Source organism: Streptomyces sp. NPDC002795, from assembly GCF_042888725.1.
Taxonomy (GTDB): domain Bacteria; phylum Actinomycetota; class Actinomycetes; order Streptomycetales; family Streptomycetaceae; genus Streptomyces.
Map to the genome: position 1 here is coordinate 607,653 of NZ_JBIAQB010000001.1, position 18,457 is coordinate 626,109.

Annotated in this window: 14 protein-coding genes; 6 read left to right on the forward strand and 8 right to left on the reverse strand. The window is 70.8% G+C overall.

Annotation, left to right across the window (positions count from 1 at the left end; translation table 11 throughout):
* Positions 1-20 precede the first annotated feature (20 nt).
* The 3 genes from ACFYWS_RS02625 to ACFYWS_RS02635 are packed head-to-tail and all read left to right on the forward strand — an operon-like array spanning position 21 to position 3,793.
* On the forward strand, positions 21-1,445 hold the full coding sequence (locus ACFYWS_RS02625; RefSeq protein WP_389268707.1) for a M20 family metallopeptidase: 1,425 nt from the start codon (positions 21-23) through the stop codon (positions 1,443-1,445).
* The gene (locus tag ACFYWS_RS02630; RefSeq protein ID WP_389268709.1) at positions 1,442-2,734 is read left to right on the forward strand and encodes an MFS transporter; all 1,293 of its coding nucleotides are present in this window, start codon (positions 1,442-1,444) and stop codon (positions 2,732-2,734) included. Before ACFYWS_RS02625 ends, ACFYWS_RS02630 begins: the two co-directional genes overlap by 4 nt.
* 51 nt (positions 2,735-2,785) lie before the next feature.
* Positions 2,786-3,793: a 1-aminocyclopropane-1-carboxylate deaminase gene (locus ACFYWS_RS02635; protein WP_389268711.1), complete on the forward strand. Its 1,008-nt coding sequence runs from the start codon at positions 2,786-2,788 to the stop codon at positions 3,791-3,793.
* On the opposite strand, the gene ACFYWS_RS02640 is transcribed toward ACFYWS_RS02635, so the two are convergent.
* Both ACFYWS_RS02640 and ACFYWS_RS02645 read right to left on the reverse strand, forming a co-directional pair.
* On the reverse strand, positions 3,772-4,644 hold the full coding sequence (locus tag ACFYWS_RS02640; RefSeq protein WP_389269463.1) for an NAD(P)H-binding protein: 873 nt from the start codon (positions 4,642-4,644) through the stop codon (positions 3,772-3,774). The two genes, ACFYWS_RS02635 and ACFYWS_RS02640, sit on opposite strands and share 22 nt — an antisense overlap.
* Positions 4,645-4,694: 50 nt before the next feature.
* Positions 4,695-6,587 carry an alkyl/aryl-sulfatase gene (locus tag ACFYWS_RS02645; RefSeq protein WP_389268713.1) on the reverse strand — a complete coding sequence of 631 codons (1,893 nt, stop codon included), beginning with the start codon at positions 6,585-6,587 and terminating at the stop codon, positions 4,695-4,697.
* 163 nt (positions 6,588-6,750) lie between these two features.
* Between ACFYWS_RS02645 and ACFYWS_RS02650 the strand changes: the two genes are divergently transcribed.
* Complete coding sequence (locus tag ACFYWS_RS02650) at positions 6,751-7,299, forward strand: DapH/DapD/GlmU-related protein (RefSeq protein WP_389268715.1); 549 nt, start codon at positions 6,751-6,753, stop codon at positions 7,297-7,299.
* Positions 7,300-7,331: 32 nt separating this feature from the next.
* On the opposite strand, the gene lysA is transcribed toward ACFYWS_RS02650, so the two are convergent.
* From lysA to ACFYWS_RS02675, 5 genes are all read right to left on the reverse strand, one after another.
* Positions 7,332-8,669 (reverse strand): diaminopimelate decarboxylase, encoded by a 1,338-nt coding sequence (gene lysA, locus ACFYWS_RS02655; protein ID WP_389268717.1) that lies wholly within the window; start codon positions 8,667-8,669, stop codon positions 7,332-7,334.
* 17 nt (positions 8,670-8,686) lie between these two features.
* Positions 8,687-9,079, reverse strand: a complete 393-nt coding sequence (locus ACFYWS_RS02660) for an SAV_915 family protein (protein ID WP_389268719.1) — start codon at positions 9,077-9,079, stop codon at positions 8,687-8,689.
* Between the two features lie 169 nt (positions 9,080-9,248).
* Positions 9,249-11,222 carry an enoyl-CoA hydratase gene (locus tag ACFYWS_RS02665; RefSeq protein ID WP_389268721.1) on the reverse strand — a complete coding sequence of 658 codons (1,974 nt, stop codon included), beginning with the start codon at positions 11,220-11,222 and terminating at the stop codon, positions 9,249-9,251.
* A complete protein-coding gene (locus ACFYWS_RS02670; RefSeq protein WP_389268723.1) occupies positions 11,219-14,122 on the reverse strand; it encodes an FAD-binding and (Fe-S)-binding domain-containing protein in 2,904 nt (967 codons plus the stop codon). Before ACFYWS_RS02670 ends, ACFYWS_RS02665 begins: the two co-directional genes overlap by 4 nt.
* Positions 14,119-15,285: a pyridoxal-phosphate-dependent aminotransferase family protein gene (locus tag ACFYWS_RS02675; protein WP_389268725.1), complete on the reverse strand. Its 1,167-nt coding sequence runs from the start codon at positions 15,283-15,285 to the stop codon at positions 14,119-14,121. Before ACFYWS_RS02675 ends, ACFYWS_RS02670 begins: the two co-directional genes overlap by 4 nt.
* Before the next feature lie 145 nt (positions 15,286-15,430).
* Between ACFYWS_RS02675 and ACFYWS_RS02680 the strand changes: the two genes are divergently transcribed.
* Positions 15,431-16,171 carry an IclR family transcriptional regulator gene (locus ACFYWS_RS02680; RefSeq protein ID WP_389268727.1) on the forward strand — a complete coding sequence of 247 codons (741 nt, stop codon included), beginning with the start codon at positions 15,431-15,433 and terminating at the stop codon, positions 16,169-16,171.
* Positions 16,172-16,297: 126 nt separating this feature from the next.
* Complete coding sequence (locus tag ACFYWS_RS02685; protein ID WP_389268729.1) at positions 16,298-17,722, forward strand: SLC13 family permease; 1,425 nt, start codon at positions 16,298-16,300, stop codon at positions 17,720-17,722.
* An 8-nt stretch (positions 17,723-17,730) separates the two neighbouring features.
* Here ACFYWS_RS02685 and ACFYWS_RS02690 read toward each other — a convergent pair whose 3' ends face one another.
* Positions 17,731-18,423: a response regulator gene (locus ACFYWS_RS02690; protein ID WP_389268731.1), complete on the reverse strand. Its 693-nt coding sequence runs from the start codon at positions 18,421-18,423 to the stop codon at positions 17,731-17,733.
* Positions 18,424-18,457 lie beyond the last annotated feature (34 nt).

An 18,457-nucleotide genomic window follows, 5' to 3' on the forward strand; every position in this document is an offset into this window, starting at 1 on the left:
CGGTGCCACCGTCGTGGCCCATGAGCAGACAGGACGCGATCGACAGCGCAGCACACCACTTCGACTCCGGGACATTCCTCGAAGAACTCACCCGCCTCGTCGCGGTCCCGACCGAGAGCCACGACCCGCGCCAGGAACCCGCGCTGCACCGCTACTTGGCAGAGGAGACCACTCCCCGCCTCGAACGCATGGGGTTCACCGTCGACATCGCGGACAACCCCGTCTCCGCCCGCCATCCGTTCCTGGTCGCCCGCCGCACCGAGGCCGAGGGCCTGCCCACACTGCTCACCTACGGCCACGCGGACGTACAGCCCGGACACCCCGACCGTTGGCGCGAGGGGCTCGATCCCTGGCGGCTCACCGTCGAGGGCGAGCGCTGGTACGGGCGCGGGGTCGCCGACAACAAGGGCCAGCACCTGGTCAATCTCGTCGCTCTGGAGCATGTCATCGGGCAGCGGGACGGGCGGCTCGGCTACAACGTGGTGGTTCTGCTGGAGACCGGCGAGGAGTTCGGCTCCCCCGGTCTCGCCGAGTTCTGCGAGCAGCAGCGCGACCAGTTGCTGGCCGCGGACCTGCTCATCGGCTCCGACGGCCCTCGCGTCGCGCAGGACCGGCCCACCGTCTTCCTCGGCTCCCGCGGCGCCGCGAACTTCACCCTCGGCCTCGACCTGCGCGAGGGGTCCCACCACTCCGGCAACTGGGGCGGGCTGCTGCGCAACCCCGGCACCGTCCTGGCCAACGCGATCGCCTGCCTCGTGGACGACCGCGGCAGCATCCGCGTCGAGGGCCTGCGCCCCGCCGGGATCCCCGACGAGGTGCGCCGCGCCCTCGCCGACATCCCCGCCGGCACCGACGGGCCGACGCCCGATACCGGCTGGGGCGAGCCGGGGCTCACCGCGAACGAGCGCCTCTTCGCCTGGAACACCATCGAGGTCCTCGCCATGACCACGGGCCAGCCGGACAACCCCACCAACGCCATCCCCGGCAGCGCCCGCGCCCACTGCCAGCTCCGCTTCGTCGTCGGCCTGGAGTCGGCCGACGTGGAGCGGGCGCTTCGCAAGCACCTCGACGAGCACGGATTCGACATGGTCGAGGTCACCGCCGACTACGGCATGGAGGCGACGCGGCTCGACCCGGACAACCCGTGGGTGCGCTGGACGCTCGACTCGCTGGAACGCACGACCGGCACGACGCCCGCGCTCCTGCCCAACCTCGCGGGCTCGCTACCCAACTCCGCGTTCTCCCGCGGCCTCGGCCTGCCCACCGTGTGGGTTCCGCACTCCTACCCGGGCTGCTCCCAGCACGCCCCGGACGAGCATCTGCCCGCCCCGCTCGTCCGCGACTCGCTCCAGGTGATGGCCGGTCTCTTCTGGGATCTCGCCGAACTCGCCGCTCACGGCACCTGGCCCCCGCAGGCACCTTCCACCGACGGGAACACCCCATGAGCGCGCCACCGGCGAGAACCACGGCACGGGCGAGCACCACCCCGAGCCCAGGGAAGATCATCACCGCGGCGTGTGTCGGCAACGCCCTGGAGTGGTACGACATCGCGGTCTACAGCTACTTCGCGACGTACCTGTCGAAGGTCTTCTTCACCAACGACGACCCGGCGGTGTCGCTGCTCCTCACCCTGGGCACCTTCGGTGTCTCCTTCCTGATCCGGCCCGTGGGCGCCCTCGTACTGGGTTCGTACGCCGACCGGGCGGGCCGGAAGGCGGCACTGACCTGGTCGATCGGGCTCATGGCGGTGGGCACGCTGCTGATCTGCGTGATGCCGTCGTATGCGGCGATCGGCGTGGTCGCGCCGATCGGGATCCTCGTCGCCCGGCTCATCCAGGGCTTCGCGGCGGGCGGCGAGTTCGGCAGCGCGACGGCCCTGATGGTCGAGTTCATGCCGAACCGGCGTGGTTTCGCGGCGAGTTGGCAGTTCACCAGCCAGGCCGCCAGCACGCTGCTCGCGGCCCTCCTCGGCACCGTGCTCACCTCGACACTCAGCGAGGACCAGCTGACCTCGTGGGGCTTCCGGATCCCGTTCCTCATCGGTCTGCTCGTGGCGCCCGTGGGCCTCTACATCCGCCGCAACGTGCCCGAGCCGCCGACCACCACCGCCGCCCCAGAGGCAGCCACCGCGCAGCCGGTCCGCACCATGCTGCGCGAGCACAAGACCGGCGTGCTGCTCACCATCGGACTGCTCGCCGTCACGACCTGCCTCAACTACCTGATCACGTACATCCCGACGTACGCGACGAAGACCCTCGACCTCCCCGACTCCACCGGCTTCATCGCGGCGCTCGCGGGTGGCCTGGTGCTGCTCACGGTGACGAGTGTGGCGGGTCACTTCTCCGACCGGGTGGGCCAGATCGCGATCATGATTCCGGCGGCGGGCGCGGTGCTGCTGCTGATCTACCCGATGTTCGCGCTCCTCGTGGCCGCGCCCTCGCTGGCCCTGCTGATCGGCGTCGTCATGGTGATGGCGCTGTTCAAGGGCTGCTATTACGGTCCCATGGGCGCTCTCATGGCAGGCATCTTCCCGGCCGAGACCCGTGCGACCGGGATGGCGGTGGGCTACAACATCGGTGTCACCATCTTCGGCGGCTTCACCCCGATGATCGCGGCCTGGCTGCTCGATACGACCGGGCAGTCCGCGGCGCCCAGTTACTGGGTGGCGTTCGCCGCCGTGGCGAGCCTGACCAGCCTGTTCGTGCTGCGCCGCCGCACCCTGCACGCCCGATGACCAGCCCTCGATGACCCGCGCCCGACGGGCCCGCCCACGCAAGGAGTCCCCATGTCCCTGAACGAATTCGAGCGCCACCCCCTGCTCTTCGGGCCCAGTCCCGTGCACCCCCTGGACCGGCTCAGCAAGCACCTCGGAGGCCCACGTATCTGGGCCAAGCGGGAGGACTGCAACTCCGGGCTCGCCTTCGGCGGCAACAAGACCCGCAAACTGGAGTATCTGATCCCCGACGCGCTCGCCAAGGGCGCGGACACACTGGTCAGCATCGGCGGCGTGCAGTCCAACCACACGCGCCAAGTGGCGGCGGTAGCCGCCAAGTTGGGCCTGAAGGCCGTTCTGGTGCAGGAGAGCTGGGTGGACTGGCCGGACGCGGTCAACGACAAGGTCGGCAACATCCTGCTGTCCCGGATCATGGGCGCGGACGTGCGCCTGGTCGAGGCCGGTTTCGGTATCGGCTTCAAGGACAGCTGGCAGCAGGCCCTGGAGGACGTACGCGCCGAGGGCGGTACCCCGTACGCGATCCCCGCCGGCGCCTCCGACCATCCGCTCGGCGGCCTCGGCTTCGCTAACTGGGCGTACGAAGTGGAGCGGCAGGAGCGCGAGTTGGGCGTCTTCTTCGACACGGTGGTGGTGTGCAGCGTCACCGGCAGCACACACGCGGGGATGATCGCCGGGTTCGCGGGCCAGGATCGGCCGCGCCGGGTGATCGGCATCGACGCCTCGGCGAAGCTCGACGAGACTCGCGCCCAGGTGGCGAAGATCGCCCGCTCCACCGCCGAACTCATCGGCCTTGGACGGGAGTTGCGCGAGGACGAGATCACCGTCCTTGAGGGCTGGGCCGGTGAACGCTACGGCGTCCCGGTCGCGTCCACCGTGGACGCGATCCGGCTGACCGGTGAACTGGAGGGCGTACTCCTCGACCCGGTGTACGAGGGCAAGTCGATGGCCGGGCTCATCGATCTCGTACGCGGCGGTGACATCCCCAGGGACTCGAACGTCCTCTACGCCCACCTGGGTGGCCAGCCGGCACTGAACGCCTACAGCGGCGTCTTCCACTGATCGGTGACCCACTCACGGAACGTCCGCGCGGGCACCCCGAGGACGTCGGCCACCGTGGTCGTCACGTACGCCGGGTGCCCCTCACTCGCGCCCCACGCGTCGAGCAGCATGTCGACGACCGGCCGCGGCCAGACACCTTCGGTCGCGCTCCGGAACCCGTCCGGCGTGAGCTCCTCGAAGGGGACCGGGCGGCCGATGACGTCACCGATCACGCGCACCTGCTCCGCGTGGCTGAGCGCCTCGGGTCCCGTGAGGACGTAGTCGCCGCCGGTGTGCCCGCCCTCGTACAGGGTGCGGGCCGTCACGGCGGCGAGGTCGCGCTCGTCGATCGGGGCGGTCTCGACGTCGGCGTAGGGCCAGCGGACGGGTTCACCGGCGTTGATGGCGGCTTCCCACCACAGGCGTACGTTCGAGGCGAACATGCCGGGCCTGAGGATCGTGGAGTCGAGCCCGGAGGCCGTGATCAGGCGCTCGATCTCGGCGTGCAGATCGGCCATCGGGTTGGGCTGCTGGAAGAACGGGTGCGGTGTCCGGTGCGGCGAGGAGAGGAAGACGATCCGTCGGGTGCGGGCGGCGATCCGCTCGATGACGGCCCCGGCCGTGGCGGGCGGCGCGGTCCACAGCAGGAACACGGAGCGCACGCCGCTGAGCGCCCGGTCGAGCGTGGCGGGGTCGGCGAAGTCGCCCGCCATCACCTCGACCCCGTCCGGGAGGTCGGCGGCCGCGGGACGGCGCGTGAGCGCCCTCACGGGTACGCCCGCGGCCAGGAGCTCGTCGACCACCGCGCGGCCGATGCGGCCGGTGGCTCCCGTGACGAGGACGGTGTCCGTCTGCTGCGCGTTGTCGTTCATCACGGGAGCCAGAATGACGTAACCGAGTTACGTTATTTACCAAGTGAAGCTCACGGTGTGACGATGGCGAAGTCCTGGTCACCGGGGTCGAGCACCGAGGCGAGCCGGCCGAGCGCCGACGCGTCGCCCTGGACCCGCACGCCCGCCTGGTCGAGCCCCTCGGGGGTCAGGCCTGTGGCGGCCAGGGCGGACAGGGACCGGGCCTCACCGGTGAGGGAGACATCGGCCGCGGTCTTCTGGGATGCGGCGCTGTAGGTGAGCACACCGTTGGCGAGGCGGAGCCGGTAGCGCTCGTCGATGTCCGTGAGATGGACGTCGATGCTGAGCTTCTCGTCCCAGGCCCTGGGCCCGTCGATCTGGATGGCGATGGCGTCGAACAGCATCGTCGGGGAGAGGTTCGCGACCACGTCGGCCGACGCGGCGACGGTGGGGGTGCCGAACCGGCCGTCGCGCAGTTCCGTGGCGCCGGAGAGGTAGAAGTTGCGCCAGGGGCCGTTCTCCGCGCCGTAGCCGAGCTGCTCGTAGGTGTCGGCGAGCAGCTCGCGCGCCGCCGCGTGATCGGGCTCGGCGAACACGACGTGACTGAGCACCTCGGCGGCCCACCGGTAATCGCCCGCGTCGAAGGAGCCGCGTGCCTTGTCCACGACGGTGTCCGCGCCGCCCATGAACTCGACGTAGCGCTTGCCTGCCTCGACGGGCGGGTGCTGCCACAGGTGGGCCGGGTTGCCGTCGAACCAGCCCATGTAGCGCTGGTAGATGGCCTTGAGGTTGTGGCTGACGGAACCGTAGTAGCCGCGGGCGTTCCAGGCGTTCTCCAGGGCGGGCGGCAACTGCAGGTGTTCCGCGATCTCGCTCCCGGTCCAGCCCTTGTTGATCAGGCGGAGCGACTGGTCGTGGAGGTACCCATACAGGTCGCGCTGGCACTCCAGGAACTCGACGACGCGCTCCTGGCCCCAGGTCGGCCAGTGGTGCGAGGCGAAGACGACGTCACTCTTGTCGCCGAAGAGGTCGATGGTCTCGGTGAGGTAGTGCGACCAGCCGTGCGGGTCGCGGACCACGGCGCCGCGCAGGGTCAGCAGGTTGTGCAGGGTGTGCGTGGCGTCCTCGGCCGCGCACAGCGCCTTGAAGTCGGGGAAGTAGATCAGCATCTCCGACGGCGCCTCGGTGTCGGGCGCCATCTGGAAGACCATGCGCACCCCGTCGACGGTCTCCTCGTGACCCGTCGTCGTGATGGACAGGGTCGGCGGGATCAGCGTGACACCTCCGGTCGAGGTCGTCTGCCCGAGCCCGGCGCCGACCTGCCCCTGCGGGCCGCGGGCGAGCGCCGCCCCGTACATGTAGGCGGCACGGCGGGCCATGGCGGTGCCCGCGTACACGTTCTCGGCCACGGCGTGCTCGGTGAAGCCCTCCGGTGCGATGACGGGTACGCGCCCGGCGTCGACGTCCTCCTGTGTGGTGACACCCTTGACGCCGCCGAAGTGGTCGGCATGCGAGTGGGTGTAGATCACGGCGGCGACCGGGCGCTCACCGCGGTGCTCCCGGTACAGGGCCAGCGCCGCCGCGGCCGGCTCCTTCGACAGCAGCGGATCGATCACGATCACGCCGGTGTCGCCCTCGATGAACGTGACGTTCGACAGGTCGAGGCCACGCACCTGGTAGATGCCCTCGACGACCTCGAACAGGCCGTGTTCGGCGGAGAGTTGGGACTGGCGCCACAGGCTCGGGTTCACGGTGTCGGGGGCGTCCCCGTCGAGGAAGGCGTACGTGTCGTTGTCCCACACGACCCGGCCGTCCTCGGCGGTGACGGCGTTCGGCGCGCGCCGGGCGATCAGACCCCGCTTCGCGTCCTCGAAGTCCTGGGTGTCGGAGAACGGAAGGCGTGCGCGCAGTTCTGTCTGCTGCTGCGTGATGGACGGCTGCGCGGCGTTGGGCGTCGAAGTCATATCGACAGATTCACACCATTTCGCGCCAATTGCGTGGCACGACGCGCGGTCTTCGCCGCGACCCTCCCCCTGCGGAACACTCAGCGCGTACAACCAACCGTTGTCCCTGCACGGCATGTTCGTTGTTTGATCCGGGCTTCTGCTGGTGGCTTGGATGGCGACCATGCCCGATCAGAATCGCCTCTACGTCCAGACACCCGAGTTCGCGCGCGTGGCCGAGCGCATCGAGTACGTCACCACGCTGACCTCACGGCTGAACGTCCTGCCCTTCGACGAGAAGGCCGCACGCGCGGCGCTGCTCTCCGACATCATCGGCAAGCCGGTGCCCGACACCGTCACCGTCTACCCGCCCTTCTACACCGACCACGGACTGCGTATCGAGTTCGGTGAGCACGTCTTCGTGAACCAGGGGTGCACGTTCCTCGACCAGGGCGGCATCCGCCTCGGCGACGGCGTGCTGATCGGGCCGAAGACCAACCTCATCTCCTCCGACCACCCGATCCGCGCGTCCGAGCGCCCCGAGTTCATCACGCGAGCACCCATCACGATCGGGGCCAACGCGTGGCTCGGCGCGTCGGTCACGGTGCTGCCCGGTGTCACGATCGGCCACGGTGCCGTGGTCGGCGCGGGCGCCGTGGTCACCAAGGACGTCCCACCGAACGCATTGGTGACCGGGGCGGCGGCGGCCGTGCGCAAGCGCTGGGAGGACTGAGGAGCAGGTACCAGCGGCGGCCGGGGCCGGGCCTACAGGCCCACGTCCCGGCTGTGGATGTCCTCCAACGACTCGCGGCGTACGAGGAGTCGGGCGCGCCCGTCGCGGACGGCGACCACCGGCGGCCTGCCGACCGCGTTGTAACCGGAGGCCATCGAGAGGTGGTAGGCGCCGGCCACCGGGACCGCGATCAGGTCGCCCGCCCGCACGTCGTCGGGGAGCCGGGCGTCGGCGGCGAGCACGTCACCGGCCTCGCAGTGCCGGCCGACGACCGTGGCCGGGGCGAGGTCCGCGCTGCCCCTGCGGCCGATCAGACGGGGCGCGTAGCGCACCCCGTAGAGCGCGGGCCGCGGGTTGTCGCTCATGCCGCCGTCGACGGCGACGAAGGTGCGGCCACCGGTGTGCTTGACGGACACGACGTGGTACAGGGCGACCCCCGCGGGCCCCACGACGGCCCGGCCCGGCTCGATGATCAGGCGCGGCACGGTGAGCCCGGCCGCCGCGCACGCCTCGGTCAGCTCGGCGCGGACCTTGTGGGCCAGGCGGGTGAGGTCCATGGCGGGCTCGCCGGGGCGGTAGGCGACGCCGTGCCCGCCGCCGAGGTCCAACTCGGGGAGCACGAGACCGTGTTGATCCTTGAGGCGGGCCATCAGACCCACCATGCGGCGCACCGCCGCCAGATACGGTTTGACGTCTGCGATCTGGGATCCCAAGTGGCAGTGCAGGCCGGTGAGTTCGAGCTGCGGCTGGTCGAGGATGCGGGCGATGGCGTGCTGGGCGTAGCCGTCGCTGATGGAGAGGCCGAACTTCTGGTCCTCAGTGCCGGTACGGATCTTGTCGTGGCCGCCCGCGCTGATGCCGGGGACCACGCGGACCATCACCTTCTGGTGTCCCTCGGGGCCGACCGCCGCGGCGATCCGGGCGATCTCGGAGGGGCTGTCGATGACGATGCGGCCGACTCCGTACCAGAGGGCGCGCTTCAGGTCGTGCGGCGTCTTGGCGTTGCCGTGCAGGACGATCCGGTCGGCGGGGAAGCCCGCGGCGACGGCGAGTTCCAGTTCACCGGCGGAGCACACGTCGAGGCCGAGCCCCTCGTCCGACACCCAGTGCGCCATCGCCCGGCAGAGGAACGCCTTGGCCGCGTAGTGGACTTCGGCCTCCGGGAAGGCGTCGCGGTAGGCGCGGCAGCGGCGGCGGACCTCGCCCTCGTCGAGGACGTACACGGGGGTGCCGTAGCGGCCCGCGACCTCCGCGAGCGACACACCGCCGACGGCTGCTTCGCCGGGGTGCCGTTCGGTGGTGGAGTGCGGCCACACCGACAGGTCGTCGGGGGGCGTGGTGGTGGTGACAGGTTCGTGAATGGTGGTCATGGTGTCCTCGCCCTTCCTCAGCCGGTCCAGTACGACAGCGCCATGACGAGGGCGGCGATCCCGGCTCCCCGGAGCGCGCCGCTCGTCCGCGGGTTCCGCGTGCGGCGGTGCGGGCCCGGGGCGGGGGCGGGGGCGGAGAGTTGCGGGTCCACGGTGACGGTGGCGGCGCCGAGCGGCGCGGTGATGGTGCGCAGGGCGGGCTCGGCAAGCCGGACCCACGGCTGGCCCGCCCCGAGGGTGGCGGTCAGCGCGCGCTCGGAGGTGAAGCCGACGGCGGTACGGTCACCGAGCGGGGTGCGGAACAGTCGGGCGGCGTGGCCGAGCGGGCCCGGCCGGACGGGGACGTACAGGGGACCGGCCGGGAACCGTTCGGAGGGTTCCGGGTCTTCGTCGCTCACGGGTCGCGCCATGGGGTGTCTCCTGGAGAGTCCGGGGATGGTGGCTCGCCAAGGACGCTATGCCCGCACTCCCCCGCCCCCGGGCCGTCCTGACGGGACGCTGACGGCGAACGCGGCGATGCTGACGCGCTGGTGACGCACTGGTGACGGGCCCGGACTACGGCCCTACAGCCCTACCTCCCTACCGCCCTTCCCACTCCGGCTTCCGCTTGTCGAGGAACGCCGACACACCTTCCCCGAAGTCGCGGCTGCCGTAGACGCGGACGTACAGGTCCTCGGCGTGGCCGGGGGCGGAGGCGGCCAGGACGCGGCGGTCCGCCTCCTTCAGGGCCGCCAGGGTGAGCGGGGCGCAGCGGGCGATGTCCGCCGTGAGCTCGGCGAGGCATGCGTCCAGGTCGGCGGGGTCGACGATGTCCGCCACGAAACCGGACTCGTACGCCTCCGTGGCCGTGATCAGGCGGGCGGCGAGGAGGGACCGCAGCGTGCGGGCGCGGCCGAGTCCCGCGTAGAGGCGGGAGATCACGGCGGGGGAAAGGCAGTTGCCGAGCGTGCGGCCGATGGGGGCGCCGAAGACCGCGTCCGGGGTGCACACCACCACGTCGCAGCAGCTCGCGAGGGCGCTGCCCGCGCCGACCGCCGGGCCTTCGACCGCGGCGACGACGGGCATCCGCAGCCCCGCGAGCCGGTCGACGGCGAGGCCGACACGGCGCTCGTACGCGACGCCGTCCTCGCCGCTCGCGAAGTCCCGGAACTCGCGGATGTCGGTGCCGGCCGCGAACGCCCGCCCACCCGCTCCGCGGAGCACCGTGAGCCGTATGTCGGGGTCGGCGTCGATCTCCTGGCAGGCGCGTTCCAGCTGGTCGTACATGCGCAGGGTCAGGGCGTTGCGTCGCTCGGGGTTGGCGAGGGTGAGGTGGGCGGCGTACATGTCGGTTCCGGGGACCGGGTGGCGGGTCCAGGTGACGGAGCCGCCGCCCGCGTCGTCGTCTGCCGTCAACTCCGGCCCCTTTCCGATGAGTTCTTCATTGTGCTCGCCGAGCAGCGGCGGGTGGCGGCGCAACGTCGCCGGGGTGCGGGCGAGTTTCACCGGGAAGCCGACGACGCGACTGCGGCCGTCGACCGGGTGGTCGTACTCCTCGACCATGCCGCGGGCCCGCGCGTGCGGGTCGTGCTCCAGGATCTGCCCGTAGTCGAGGATCGGCCCTGCGGGGACGCCTGCGGCGAGGAGTTGGGCGACGCACTCCTCGGTGCTGGTCGCCGCGAGCCGGCCTTCGAGGAGGGCGATCAGTTCGGCGCGGTGGCCCATCCGGTCGGTGTTGGTCGCGAACCGCTCGTCGTCCGCGAGGTGTTGGAGGTCGAGTGCCTCGCACAGCCGCAGCCACAGCCGCTGGTTGTTCGCGGCGACGGTGGCGTGGCCGTCCTTGGTGCGGACCACCTGGTAGGGCGCGGACATGCGGTGCGCGGAGCCGAGGCGCTGCGGGGCCTCGCCACCGGCGAAGTACTCGACCGACTCCCACACCGACATCGCCAACACCGCTTCGTACAGCGAGGTTTCGAGGTACTGACCCTCCCCCGTGCGCAGCCGGTGCACGTGCGCGGCGGCGATGCTCAGCGCGCACAGCATGCCCGCGCCGAGGTCGCCCACGGGCAGTCCGCACTTGACCGGCGGTCCGTCGGGGTCGCCGGTGACGCTGACGGCGCCCGCCATGCCCTGCGCGATGAGGTCGTAGCCGGGCCGATCGGCGTACGGGCCGTACTGTCCGAAGCCGGAGATCGACGCGTAGATGATGTCGGGCCGCACCTCGCGGACGGCTTCGTAGCCGACACCGAGACGGTCGGTGACACCGGGCCGGAAGTTCTCCACGACGACGTCCGCGTCGGCGACGAGCCGGAAGAACTCCGCGCGGTCGGCGTCGGTGCGCAGATTGAGGGTGACACTGCGCTTGTTGCGGTTGAGGGCGTGGAAGGCGGGGGTGTCGCTGCCGGGCCGTGGTGTGCCCATGGAGGTGCGGGTCTGGTCGCCGCCGTCCGGTGACTCGATCTTGATGACGTCCGCGCCGAGGTCGGCGAGGAGCATCGTGCAGTACGGGCCCGCCATGACCTGGGTGAGGTCGAGGACGCGGACGCCGTCCAGCGCACCTGCGGTGCCGGTCATCGCAACGCCTCCCGTATCAGCTGGAGCGGGTGCACCGCCGTGCGTTCCGTGCCGTGGTGGATCTGCTGGCGGCAGGAGACACCGGTGGCGGCGAGCACGGTGTCGTCCGGTTCGGCCCGGACCGCGGGGAAGAGCCGGTCCTCGCCGACCGCCATGGATGTGTCGTAGTGCTCCGCCTCGAAGCCGAAGGAGCCCGCCATCCCGCAGCATCCGGCGTCGAGTTCGACGACCTCCGCGCCCGGGATGCGCTGGAGGAGTGCGACGGTGGCGGCGGTGCCGACCTCGGCCTTCTGGTGGCAGTGGCCGTGGAAGAGGATGCGGCGGCCCGCGGGCCCGGCGTCGTCCCGCAGCTGGAGCCTGCCGTCGTCGATGGCCTCGGTGAGCAGCTCCTCCAGCTGCTTCACCCGCCCGGACACGTTCGCGACGGCCGGGTCGCCGGGCAGCAGGGCGCGGTGTTCGTCGCGCAGGGTCAGCAGGCAGGAGGGTTCGCAGCCGACGATGGGGCCGTTCCCCGAGTCCGCGAGTCGGTGCACGAGATCGCCTGCCTGTGCCTTCGCCTGGTCGAGCAGCCCCTTGGAGAAGGCGGCGCGGCCGCAGCAGCCGCCGCTCTCCAACTGCACGTGCCAGCCCGCCCGTTCGAGGAGTTCCACGGCGGCGCGGCCGACGTACGGGTCGGTGTAGGTGGTGAAGGAGTCGGCGAGGAGGGTGACGGTGCCCTGACTGCCCGCCACCGTCGCCGGCCTGCGCCGGAACCATGTCACCAGGTTGCGTCGGGCGAACACGGGCAGCGGCCGGGCGCGGGCGATACCGAGTCCGCGTTCCAACAGCCGCCTCGGCAAAGGGAGGTTGGAGAGGGGCGCGGTCGCCGAACCCAGCTGGTTGAGGCGGCGGATGGCGCCGAAGACCCGGGACCGGAGCGGCGTGCCGTGCTGCTCGTGGTGGTGGGCCAGGGTCTCGGCCTTGAGGGTGGCCATGTCGACACCCAGTGGGCACTCGCTCTTGCACGCCTTGCACATCAGGCACAGATCGAGGACCTCGTGCAGCCCCTCGTCGCCGAGCGCCGCCTTCGGGTCGGGCTCGGAGAGCGCCTTGACCAGTGCGTTCGCTCGGCCGCGCGTGGAGTCGTGTTCGTGCTTGCTGACCATGTACGAGGGGCACATGGCGCCCGTGTCGCTCTTGCGGCACAGGCCGATGTTCATGCACCGGTCGGCGGCGCCGCGCATGCCACCGCCCCCGACGACCTCGAAGTCGAGGTGGGTACGCAGGGGTGGCGCGGGCGGAAGAGCGGCGTCGCGGAGGTGTTCGGTCATGGCCGGGGCGTCGACGATCTTTCCGGGGTTCAGCCGGTTCTCCGGGTCGAAGAGGCCCTTGACCTCGCGCATCGCCTCGTACAGGTCGTCGCCGTAGAGCTCGCGGTTGAACTCGCTGCGGGCCAGGCCGTCGCCGTGCTCGCTGGAGTTGACGCCGCCGTACTCCCGTACCAGCTCCTTGATCTCCTCGGCGACCGCGCGCATCGTCTTGACCTGGGCGGGGTCGGCGACGTCGACGAAGGGCCTGATGTGCAGGCAGCCGACCGAACAGTGGCCGTAGAAACCGGCGTCGAGGCCGTGCCGGTCCAGGACCTGCTTGAAGCGGCGGGTGTAGGCGGCGAGGTGCCGCGGGTCGACCGCGGTGTCCTCGATGAAGGCCAGCGGACGCCGGGTTCCCTCGCTCGCGGCCATCAGCAGCCCGAGGCTGGACTTGCGGACCTTGAGCAGCCCGGACTGCTGGGCGGGGGTGACGGCCTGGAGCGTGTGGTAGCCGTGGCCGTGCTTCTTCCAGAGTGCGGTCAACTCCTGGAGCCGGCCGCCCAGTTCGGCCTCGTCGTCGCCGGTGAAGCTGACGAAGAGCAGGGCCTCCGGGTCGCCTTCGAGGATGTTTCCGAGGGAGGCGTACTCGATCTTCTGCCGGGACAGGTCGAGGATCGTCCGGTCCATCATCTCGACGGCGGCCGGATCGAGGCCGAGGGCGTCCTCGGTCGCTTCGATCGCCCCGGCGACGGAGGTGAAGTGGCCGACGGCGATGACCGTGCGGACGGGCTTGGGCACGAGGTCGACAAGAGCGCGGGTGGCGACGACGAGGGTGCCCTCCGAGCCGACGACGAACTTCGCGAGGTCGAAGGGGGTATCGCCGCCGGAGCCGGGGAGCCGGTCCAGGCGGTAGCCACCGGAGCGTCGCCAGTACGCGGGGAAGTCCGTGGCGATCGACTCTGCGTGGGCTTCCACGATCTTCGGGAGCTCACGGTAGAGCCGCCCCTCCAGGGTGTCGAGTCCTGCGCGGCGGGCCCGCTCCGCCTCGTCGACGGGGGCGAGCCTGGCCGTGCTGCCGTCCGAGAGGACGACGTCCAGTTCCCGTATGTGGTCGATGGTCATGCCGTAGCGGATCGAGCCACTGCCCGCGGAGTTGTTGCCGGCCATGCCGCCGATGGTGGCGCGGTTGCTGGTGGAGGTGTCCGGGCCGAACATCAGGCCGTGCTGCGCGGCGGCGCGGTTCAACTGGTCCTGGACTACGCCGGGTTCGACGAGTGCGGTGCGCGCGTCGGCGTCGAGTTCGACGATGCGGTGCATGTGCCGGGAGAGGTCGAGGACGAGGCCGGGGCCCACGGTCTGTCCGGCCAGGCTGGTTCCGGCGCCCCGGGGCACCAGCGGCACACCGTGCTCGGCGGCCGCCGCGACCGCGGCCCGGATGTCGTCGGCGTGGCGGGGGAAGACGACGCCCTGCGGCTCTATCGCGTACATGCTGGCGTCGCGGGAGAAGAGGTGGCGGGTGTAGTCGTCGAAGGCGACCTCGCCGTCGAGGTCACGGCGGAGCGCGGCTTCGAGGTCGCGGGCGGCGGTGCGCACTTCGCTGGGGGCCGTCATCGCAGCACGTCCAACGCCGCTTCGAGGCCGCCCCGTTGGGCCGGGACTCCGGAGAGTTCGAGGCCCATCTGTACGCCGGCGAGCGTGCCCGCGAGGGTCAGGTCGTTGAAGTGGCCGAGGTGGCCGATGCGGAAGACACGGCCTGCGAGTTTTCCGAGGCCGGAGCCGAGTGACATGTCGAAGCGCTCCAGGATGATCTTGCGGAGCTTGTCGGCGTCGTGACCTTCGGGCATCAGGACGGCGGTGAGCGAGCCGGAGTGCTCGCGCTCGTCGGCGCACAGCACCTCAAGTCCCCAGCCCCGCACCGCGGCGCGGGTGGCGGCGGCATGGCGGGCGTGCCGGGCGAAGACGCTCCCCAGGCCCTCCTCCTCCAGCATACGCAGTGCCTCGTCCAGGCCGTAGAGGAGGTTGGTGGCCGGTGTGTACGGGAAGGCGCCCTTGGCGTTGGCGTCGATGACCGGCTGCCAGCGCCAGAAGGAGGCGGGGAGGCGGGCGGTCCGGGAGGCCGCGAGGGCCTTGTCGCTGACGGCGTTGAAGCTGAGGCCCGGCGGCAGCATCAGCCCCTTCTGCGAGCCGGCGACGGTGACATCGACGCCCCACTCGTCGTGCCGGTAGTCGATGGAGCCGAGCGAGGAGATGGTGTCGACGAACAGCAGGGCGGGGTGGCCCACGGCGTCGATCGCCGCGCGCAGTTCGGGGATGCGGCTGGTGACGCCGGTCGATGTCTCGTTGTGGACGACGCACACCGCCTTGATCCGGTGGTCGGTGTCCGCGGCGAGCCGCTCGGCGAGCGCCTCCGGGTCCGCGCCGTGGCGCCAGTCACCGGGCAGGGCGTCCGTATCGGCGTCCAGGCCGAGGCCGCGGGCCATCTCGCGCCAGAGCGCCGCGAAGTGTCCGGTCTCGAAGGACAGCACCCGGTCGCCGGGGCTGAGGGTGTTGACCAGCGCGGCCTCCCAGGCTCCGGTGCCGGAGGCGGGGTAGACGACGACGGGCCCCGCCGTACCGAACACCGGTTTCAGGGCGTCGAGCAGACGCTTCGTCAGGTCGGCGAACTCCGGGCCGCGGTGGTCGATGGTGGGCGCCGCCATGGCGCGCAGTACCCGGTCGGGGACGTTGGTGGGGCCGGGGATCTGTAGGAAGTGGCGGCCGGTGCGGAGCGTCATGCGGTCGACTCCTCAAGGGTGTTGTGCCGTGAGATGGCACGCCGTACCGTGAAGCGGCACGTGGAGCGTAGGCTTCCCGTCGCCGACGCGTCAACGGCCGCGTACGGGTCGCTGGTTGGGACCAACGGATGCGTGAGGACTCGCGATGATGCAGAACGTGGCCAACACCCTGCGGACGCTTGAGGAAGTGGCCGCCCGGCAGCCCGTCGGCGTCGCCGACCTGGCCAGGGCCCTCGACCTGCCGAAGAGCTCCGTCCAGCGCTCGCTCGTCACCCTGCACACCACCGGCTGGATCCGCCCCGCCGGAGGCACCCCCACCCGCTGGGTGGTGACCACCAAGGCGCTGCACGTCGGACGGCACGCCACCGACGAGCTGGGGCTCCGTGACGCCGCGCTCCCCGTGATGGAGGAATTGCGCCAACAGACCGACGAGACGGTCCACTTGGCGGTGCGCGAGGGCGGCAGGGTGCTGCTGGTCGAGCGGCTCCAGACGAGCAAGGCCGTACGCATCATCCTGCCGCTCGGCCAGGACCTGCCGATGCACGCCTCCGCCAACGGCAAGGCGGTGCTGGCCGCCGACCCCGACGACGCGGTCGTGCGCTACCTCGACGAGGGGCTGCCGCGCTACACCGGCACCACCGTCACCGACCGGGAGCAACTCCTCGCGGAGGTACGGGAGATCAGGGCATGCGGCTACGCGACGAACTCGGGCGAGTGGCGCGCGGATGTCTCGGCGGTGGCCTCCGCCGTGCTCGGGGCGGAGGGCCTGCCGGTGGCCAGCGTCAGCGTCAATGTGCCGACGAGCCGGATGACCGAGGACGCGTCCGCCACCTTCGGTGACCTGGTACAGGAGGCGGCGCGGGCCATCAGCGCCCGAATCTCCTGATGTGCAAGGTGTCTTGACGCGCCATCAGACACATTCCATACTCTCGCCCCAGCCCCGAAACGCAGATTCCGGATTCCGGAATGTCCTGAATGTGTGGTGACCACCGACCGAAGGCGAGGAAGCCTCGTGTCAGACCAAGTCATCTCCATCATCGGCCTTGTGCTCGTGTTCGTCATTGCAACCTTCTCCAAGGTGCACATGGGCGTCATCGCCATCGTCGCCGCGTTCGTCGTCGGCACCGCGGTCGCCGGTGAGTCGGCGGACGAGCTCTTCGCCGGTTTTCCCGGCGATCTGTTCGTGGTGCTCGTCGGCGTCACACTGTTGTTCGCGATCGCCAAGAACAACGGCACCGTGGACTGGCTCGTCCAGGCCTCGACGCGTGCCGTGCGCGGCAGAATCGCCCTCATCCCGTGGGTGATGTTTCTGATCACGGGGGCACTGACGGCCTCCGGAGCGGTCGTCCCCGGCGCGGTGGGCATCATGGCGCCCATCGGCATGGGCTTCGCCGTGCGCCACAAGATCAACCCGATCCTGATGGGCCTGCTCATCATCAACGGCGCCAGTGCGGGCGGCTTCTCGCCGATCAGCATCTTCGGCACCATCACCAACGGCGTGGTGCAGCGGGAGGACCTGCCCGGCAGCGAGGGCATGCTCTTCCTGACCTCGTTCCTCTTCAATCTGGCGCTGAGCGTGATCGTCTTCTTCCTGTTCGGCGGCCGGGGGCTCATCGGCCGCCGAGCGGAGAGCCCGTCCGGGAAGCCGGCCGACGAGGGTGGCACGGGTGGTGGCGGAGGCGTCCCCGCGCAAGCCACCGCCGCCGACCGGACATCCACTCCACCGGCCCCCACGACCGACGGCACCTCCGGCGCCACCGCGACCGCGACGGCCCCGGCACCCGCCCCGGTTCCGGTCCCGGTCCCGGCATCCGGTGGAGTCGAGGAGGAGATCCACCGGCTCACCCCCGTCCGCGCGCTCACCGTGCTCGGGGTGATCAGCCTGGCCGTCGGCTCGCTCGCCTTCGACCTCGACGTGGGCCTGATGGCCTTCGTGGTCTCGGCGGTCCTGTGCCTCGTCTCCCCCGCGTCCGCGAAGGGAGCCGTCGAGCGCTGCGCCTGGCCCACGGTCCTGCTGGTGTGCGGCATCGTGATGTACGTCAGCCTGATGGACAAGATGGGCACCATCAAGTGGGCCGGCGAGAGCGTCAGCGACCTCGGTACGCCCCTGGTGTCGGCGCTGCTCATCTGCGTGATCGGTGGCGTGGTGTCGGCGTTCGCGTCCACGACCGGCATCCTCGGCGCGCTCATTCCGCTGGCCGTTCCGTTCCTGGCCGGGGGCGAGATCGGAGCGATCGGGATGATCAGCGCCCTGGCGATCTCGTCCTCCGTGGTGGACTCCTCGCCGTTCTCCACCAGCGGCGCGCTGACCGTGGCCAGCGCACCGGAGGAGATGCGGGACACCGTCTTCCGGCGGTTGATGACATGGGGTCTGAGCATGACCGTGATCGCCCCGCTCGCGACCTGGGTCATCCTCGTGATCCCCGGCCAACTGTGAGACGGGGGTCAGCCCGCTGGATTCTCGAAGCGGTAGCCCATGCCGGGCTCCGTGATCAAGTAACGGGGGTGCGAGGGATCGACCTCTAGCTTGCGCCGCAACTGGGCCATGTAGACACGGAGGTAGTTGGTCTTGTTGCCCCGCGCGACACCCCACACCTCGTGCAGCAACTGCTTCTGGCTGATGAGCCGGCCGGGGTTGCACACCAGGATCTCCAGCAGGTGCCACTCCGTGGGTGTCAGGCGCACCTCGCGCTTGTCCCGCAGTGCCTTCTTCGCCACCAGGTCGACCGTGAAGTCGTCCGTGGTGACGACGACCGTGTCGGGTGCGAGAGCCGTCGCCTCGGTGCGGCGCACGGCGGCCCGCAGCCGGGCGAACAGTTCGTCCATGCTGAAGGGCTTGGTCACGTAGTCGTCGGCGCCCGCGTCGAGCGCCGCCACCTTCTCGTCGGCCGCCCTGCGCGCGGACAGCACCATGATCGGTACGCGGGTCCAGCCGCGCAGGGCCCTGATCACGTCGACGCCGTCCATGTCGGGCAGGCCGAGATCGAGGACCACGACGTCCGGTTGGCGGGATGCGGCCAGCCGGAGCGCGGTGGCGCCGTCGGGGGCCGCGTCGACGCCGAACCTGCGCGCCTGCATGTTGATCACGAGTGCCCGCACGAGTTGCGGGTCGTCCTCCACCACCAGTACGCGCGTCATGCCGTTCCCGTTCCGGTCATGTTCCGTTGTGCGG

Excerpts from the sequence above, each read along its gene's own strand:
- ACFYWS_RS02625 (WP_389268707.1), top strand. The coding sequence starts at position 21 with ATGAGCAGACAGGACGCGATCGACAGCGCAGCACACCACTTCGACTCC.
- ACFYWS_RS02630 (WP_389268709.1), top strand. The coding sequence starts at position 1,442 with ATGAGCGCGCCACCGGCGAGAACCACGGCACGGGCGAGCACCACCCCG.
- ACFYWS_RS02635 (WP_389268711.1), top strand. The coding sequence starts at position 2,786 with ATGTCCCTGAACGAATTCGAGCGCCACCCCCTGCTCTTCGGGCCCAGT.
- ACFYWS_RS02640 (WP_389269463.1), bottom strand. The coding sequence starts at position 4,644 with ATGAACGACAACGCGCAGCAGACGGACACCGTCCTCGTCACGGGAGCC.
- ACFYWS_RS02645 (WP_389268713.1), bottom strand. The coding sequence starts at position 6,587 with ATGACTTCGACGCCCAACGCCGCGCAGCCGTCCATCACGCAGCAGCAG.
- ACFYWS_RS02650 (WP_389268715.1), top strand. The coding sequence starts at position 6,751 with ATGCCCGATCAGAATCGCCTCTACGTCCAGACACCCGAGTTCGCGCGC.
- lysA (WP_389268717.1), bottom strand. The coding sequence starts at position 8,669 with ATGACCACCATTCACGAACCTGTCACCACCACCACGCCCCCCGACGAC.
- ACFYWS_RS02660 (WP_389268719.1), bottom strand. The coding sequence starts at position 9,079 with ATGGCGCGACCCGTGAGCGACGAAGACCCGGAACCCTCCGAACGGTTC.
- ACFYWS_RS02665 (WP_389268721.1), bottom strand. The coding sequence starts at position 11,222 with ATGACCGGCACCGCAGGTGCGCTGGACGGCGTCCGCGTCCTCGACCTC.
- ACFYWS_RS02670 (WP_389268723.1), bottom strand. The coding sequence starts at position 14,122 with ATGACGGCCCCCAGCGAAGTGCGCACCGCCGCCCGCGACCTCGAAGCC.
- ACFYWS_RS02675 (WP_389268725.1), bottom strand. The coding sequence starts at position 15,285 with ATGACGCTCCGCACCGGCCGCCACTTCCTACAGATCCCCGGCCCCACC.
- ACFYWS_RS02680 (WP_389268727.1), top strand. The coding sequence starts at position 15,431 with ATGATGCAGAACGTGGCCAACACCCTGCGGACGCTTGAGGAAGTGGCC.
- ACFYWS_RS02690 (WP_389268731.1), bottom strand. The coding sequence starts at position 18,423 with ATGACGCGCGTACTGGTGGTGGAGGACGACCCGCAACTCGTGCGGGCA.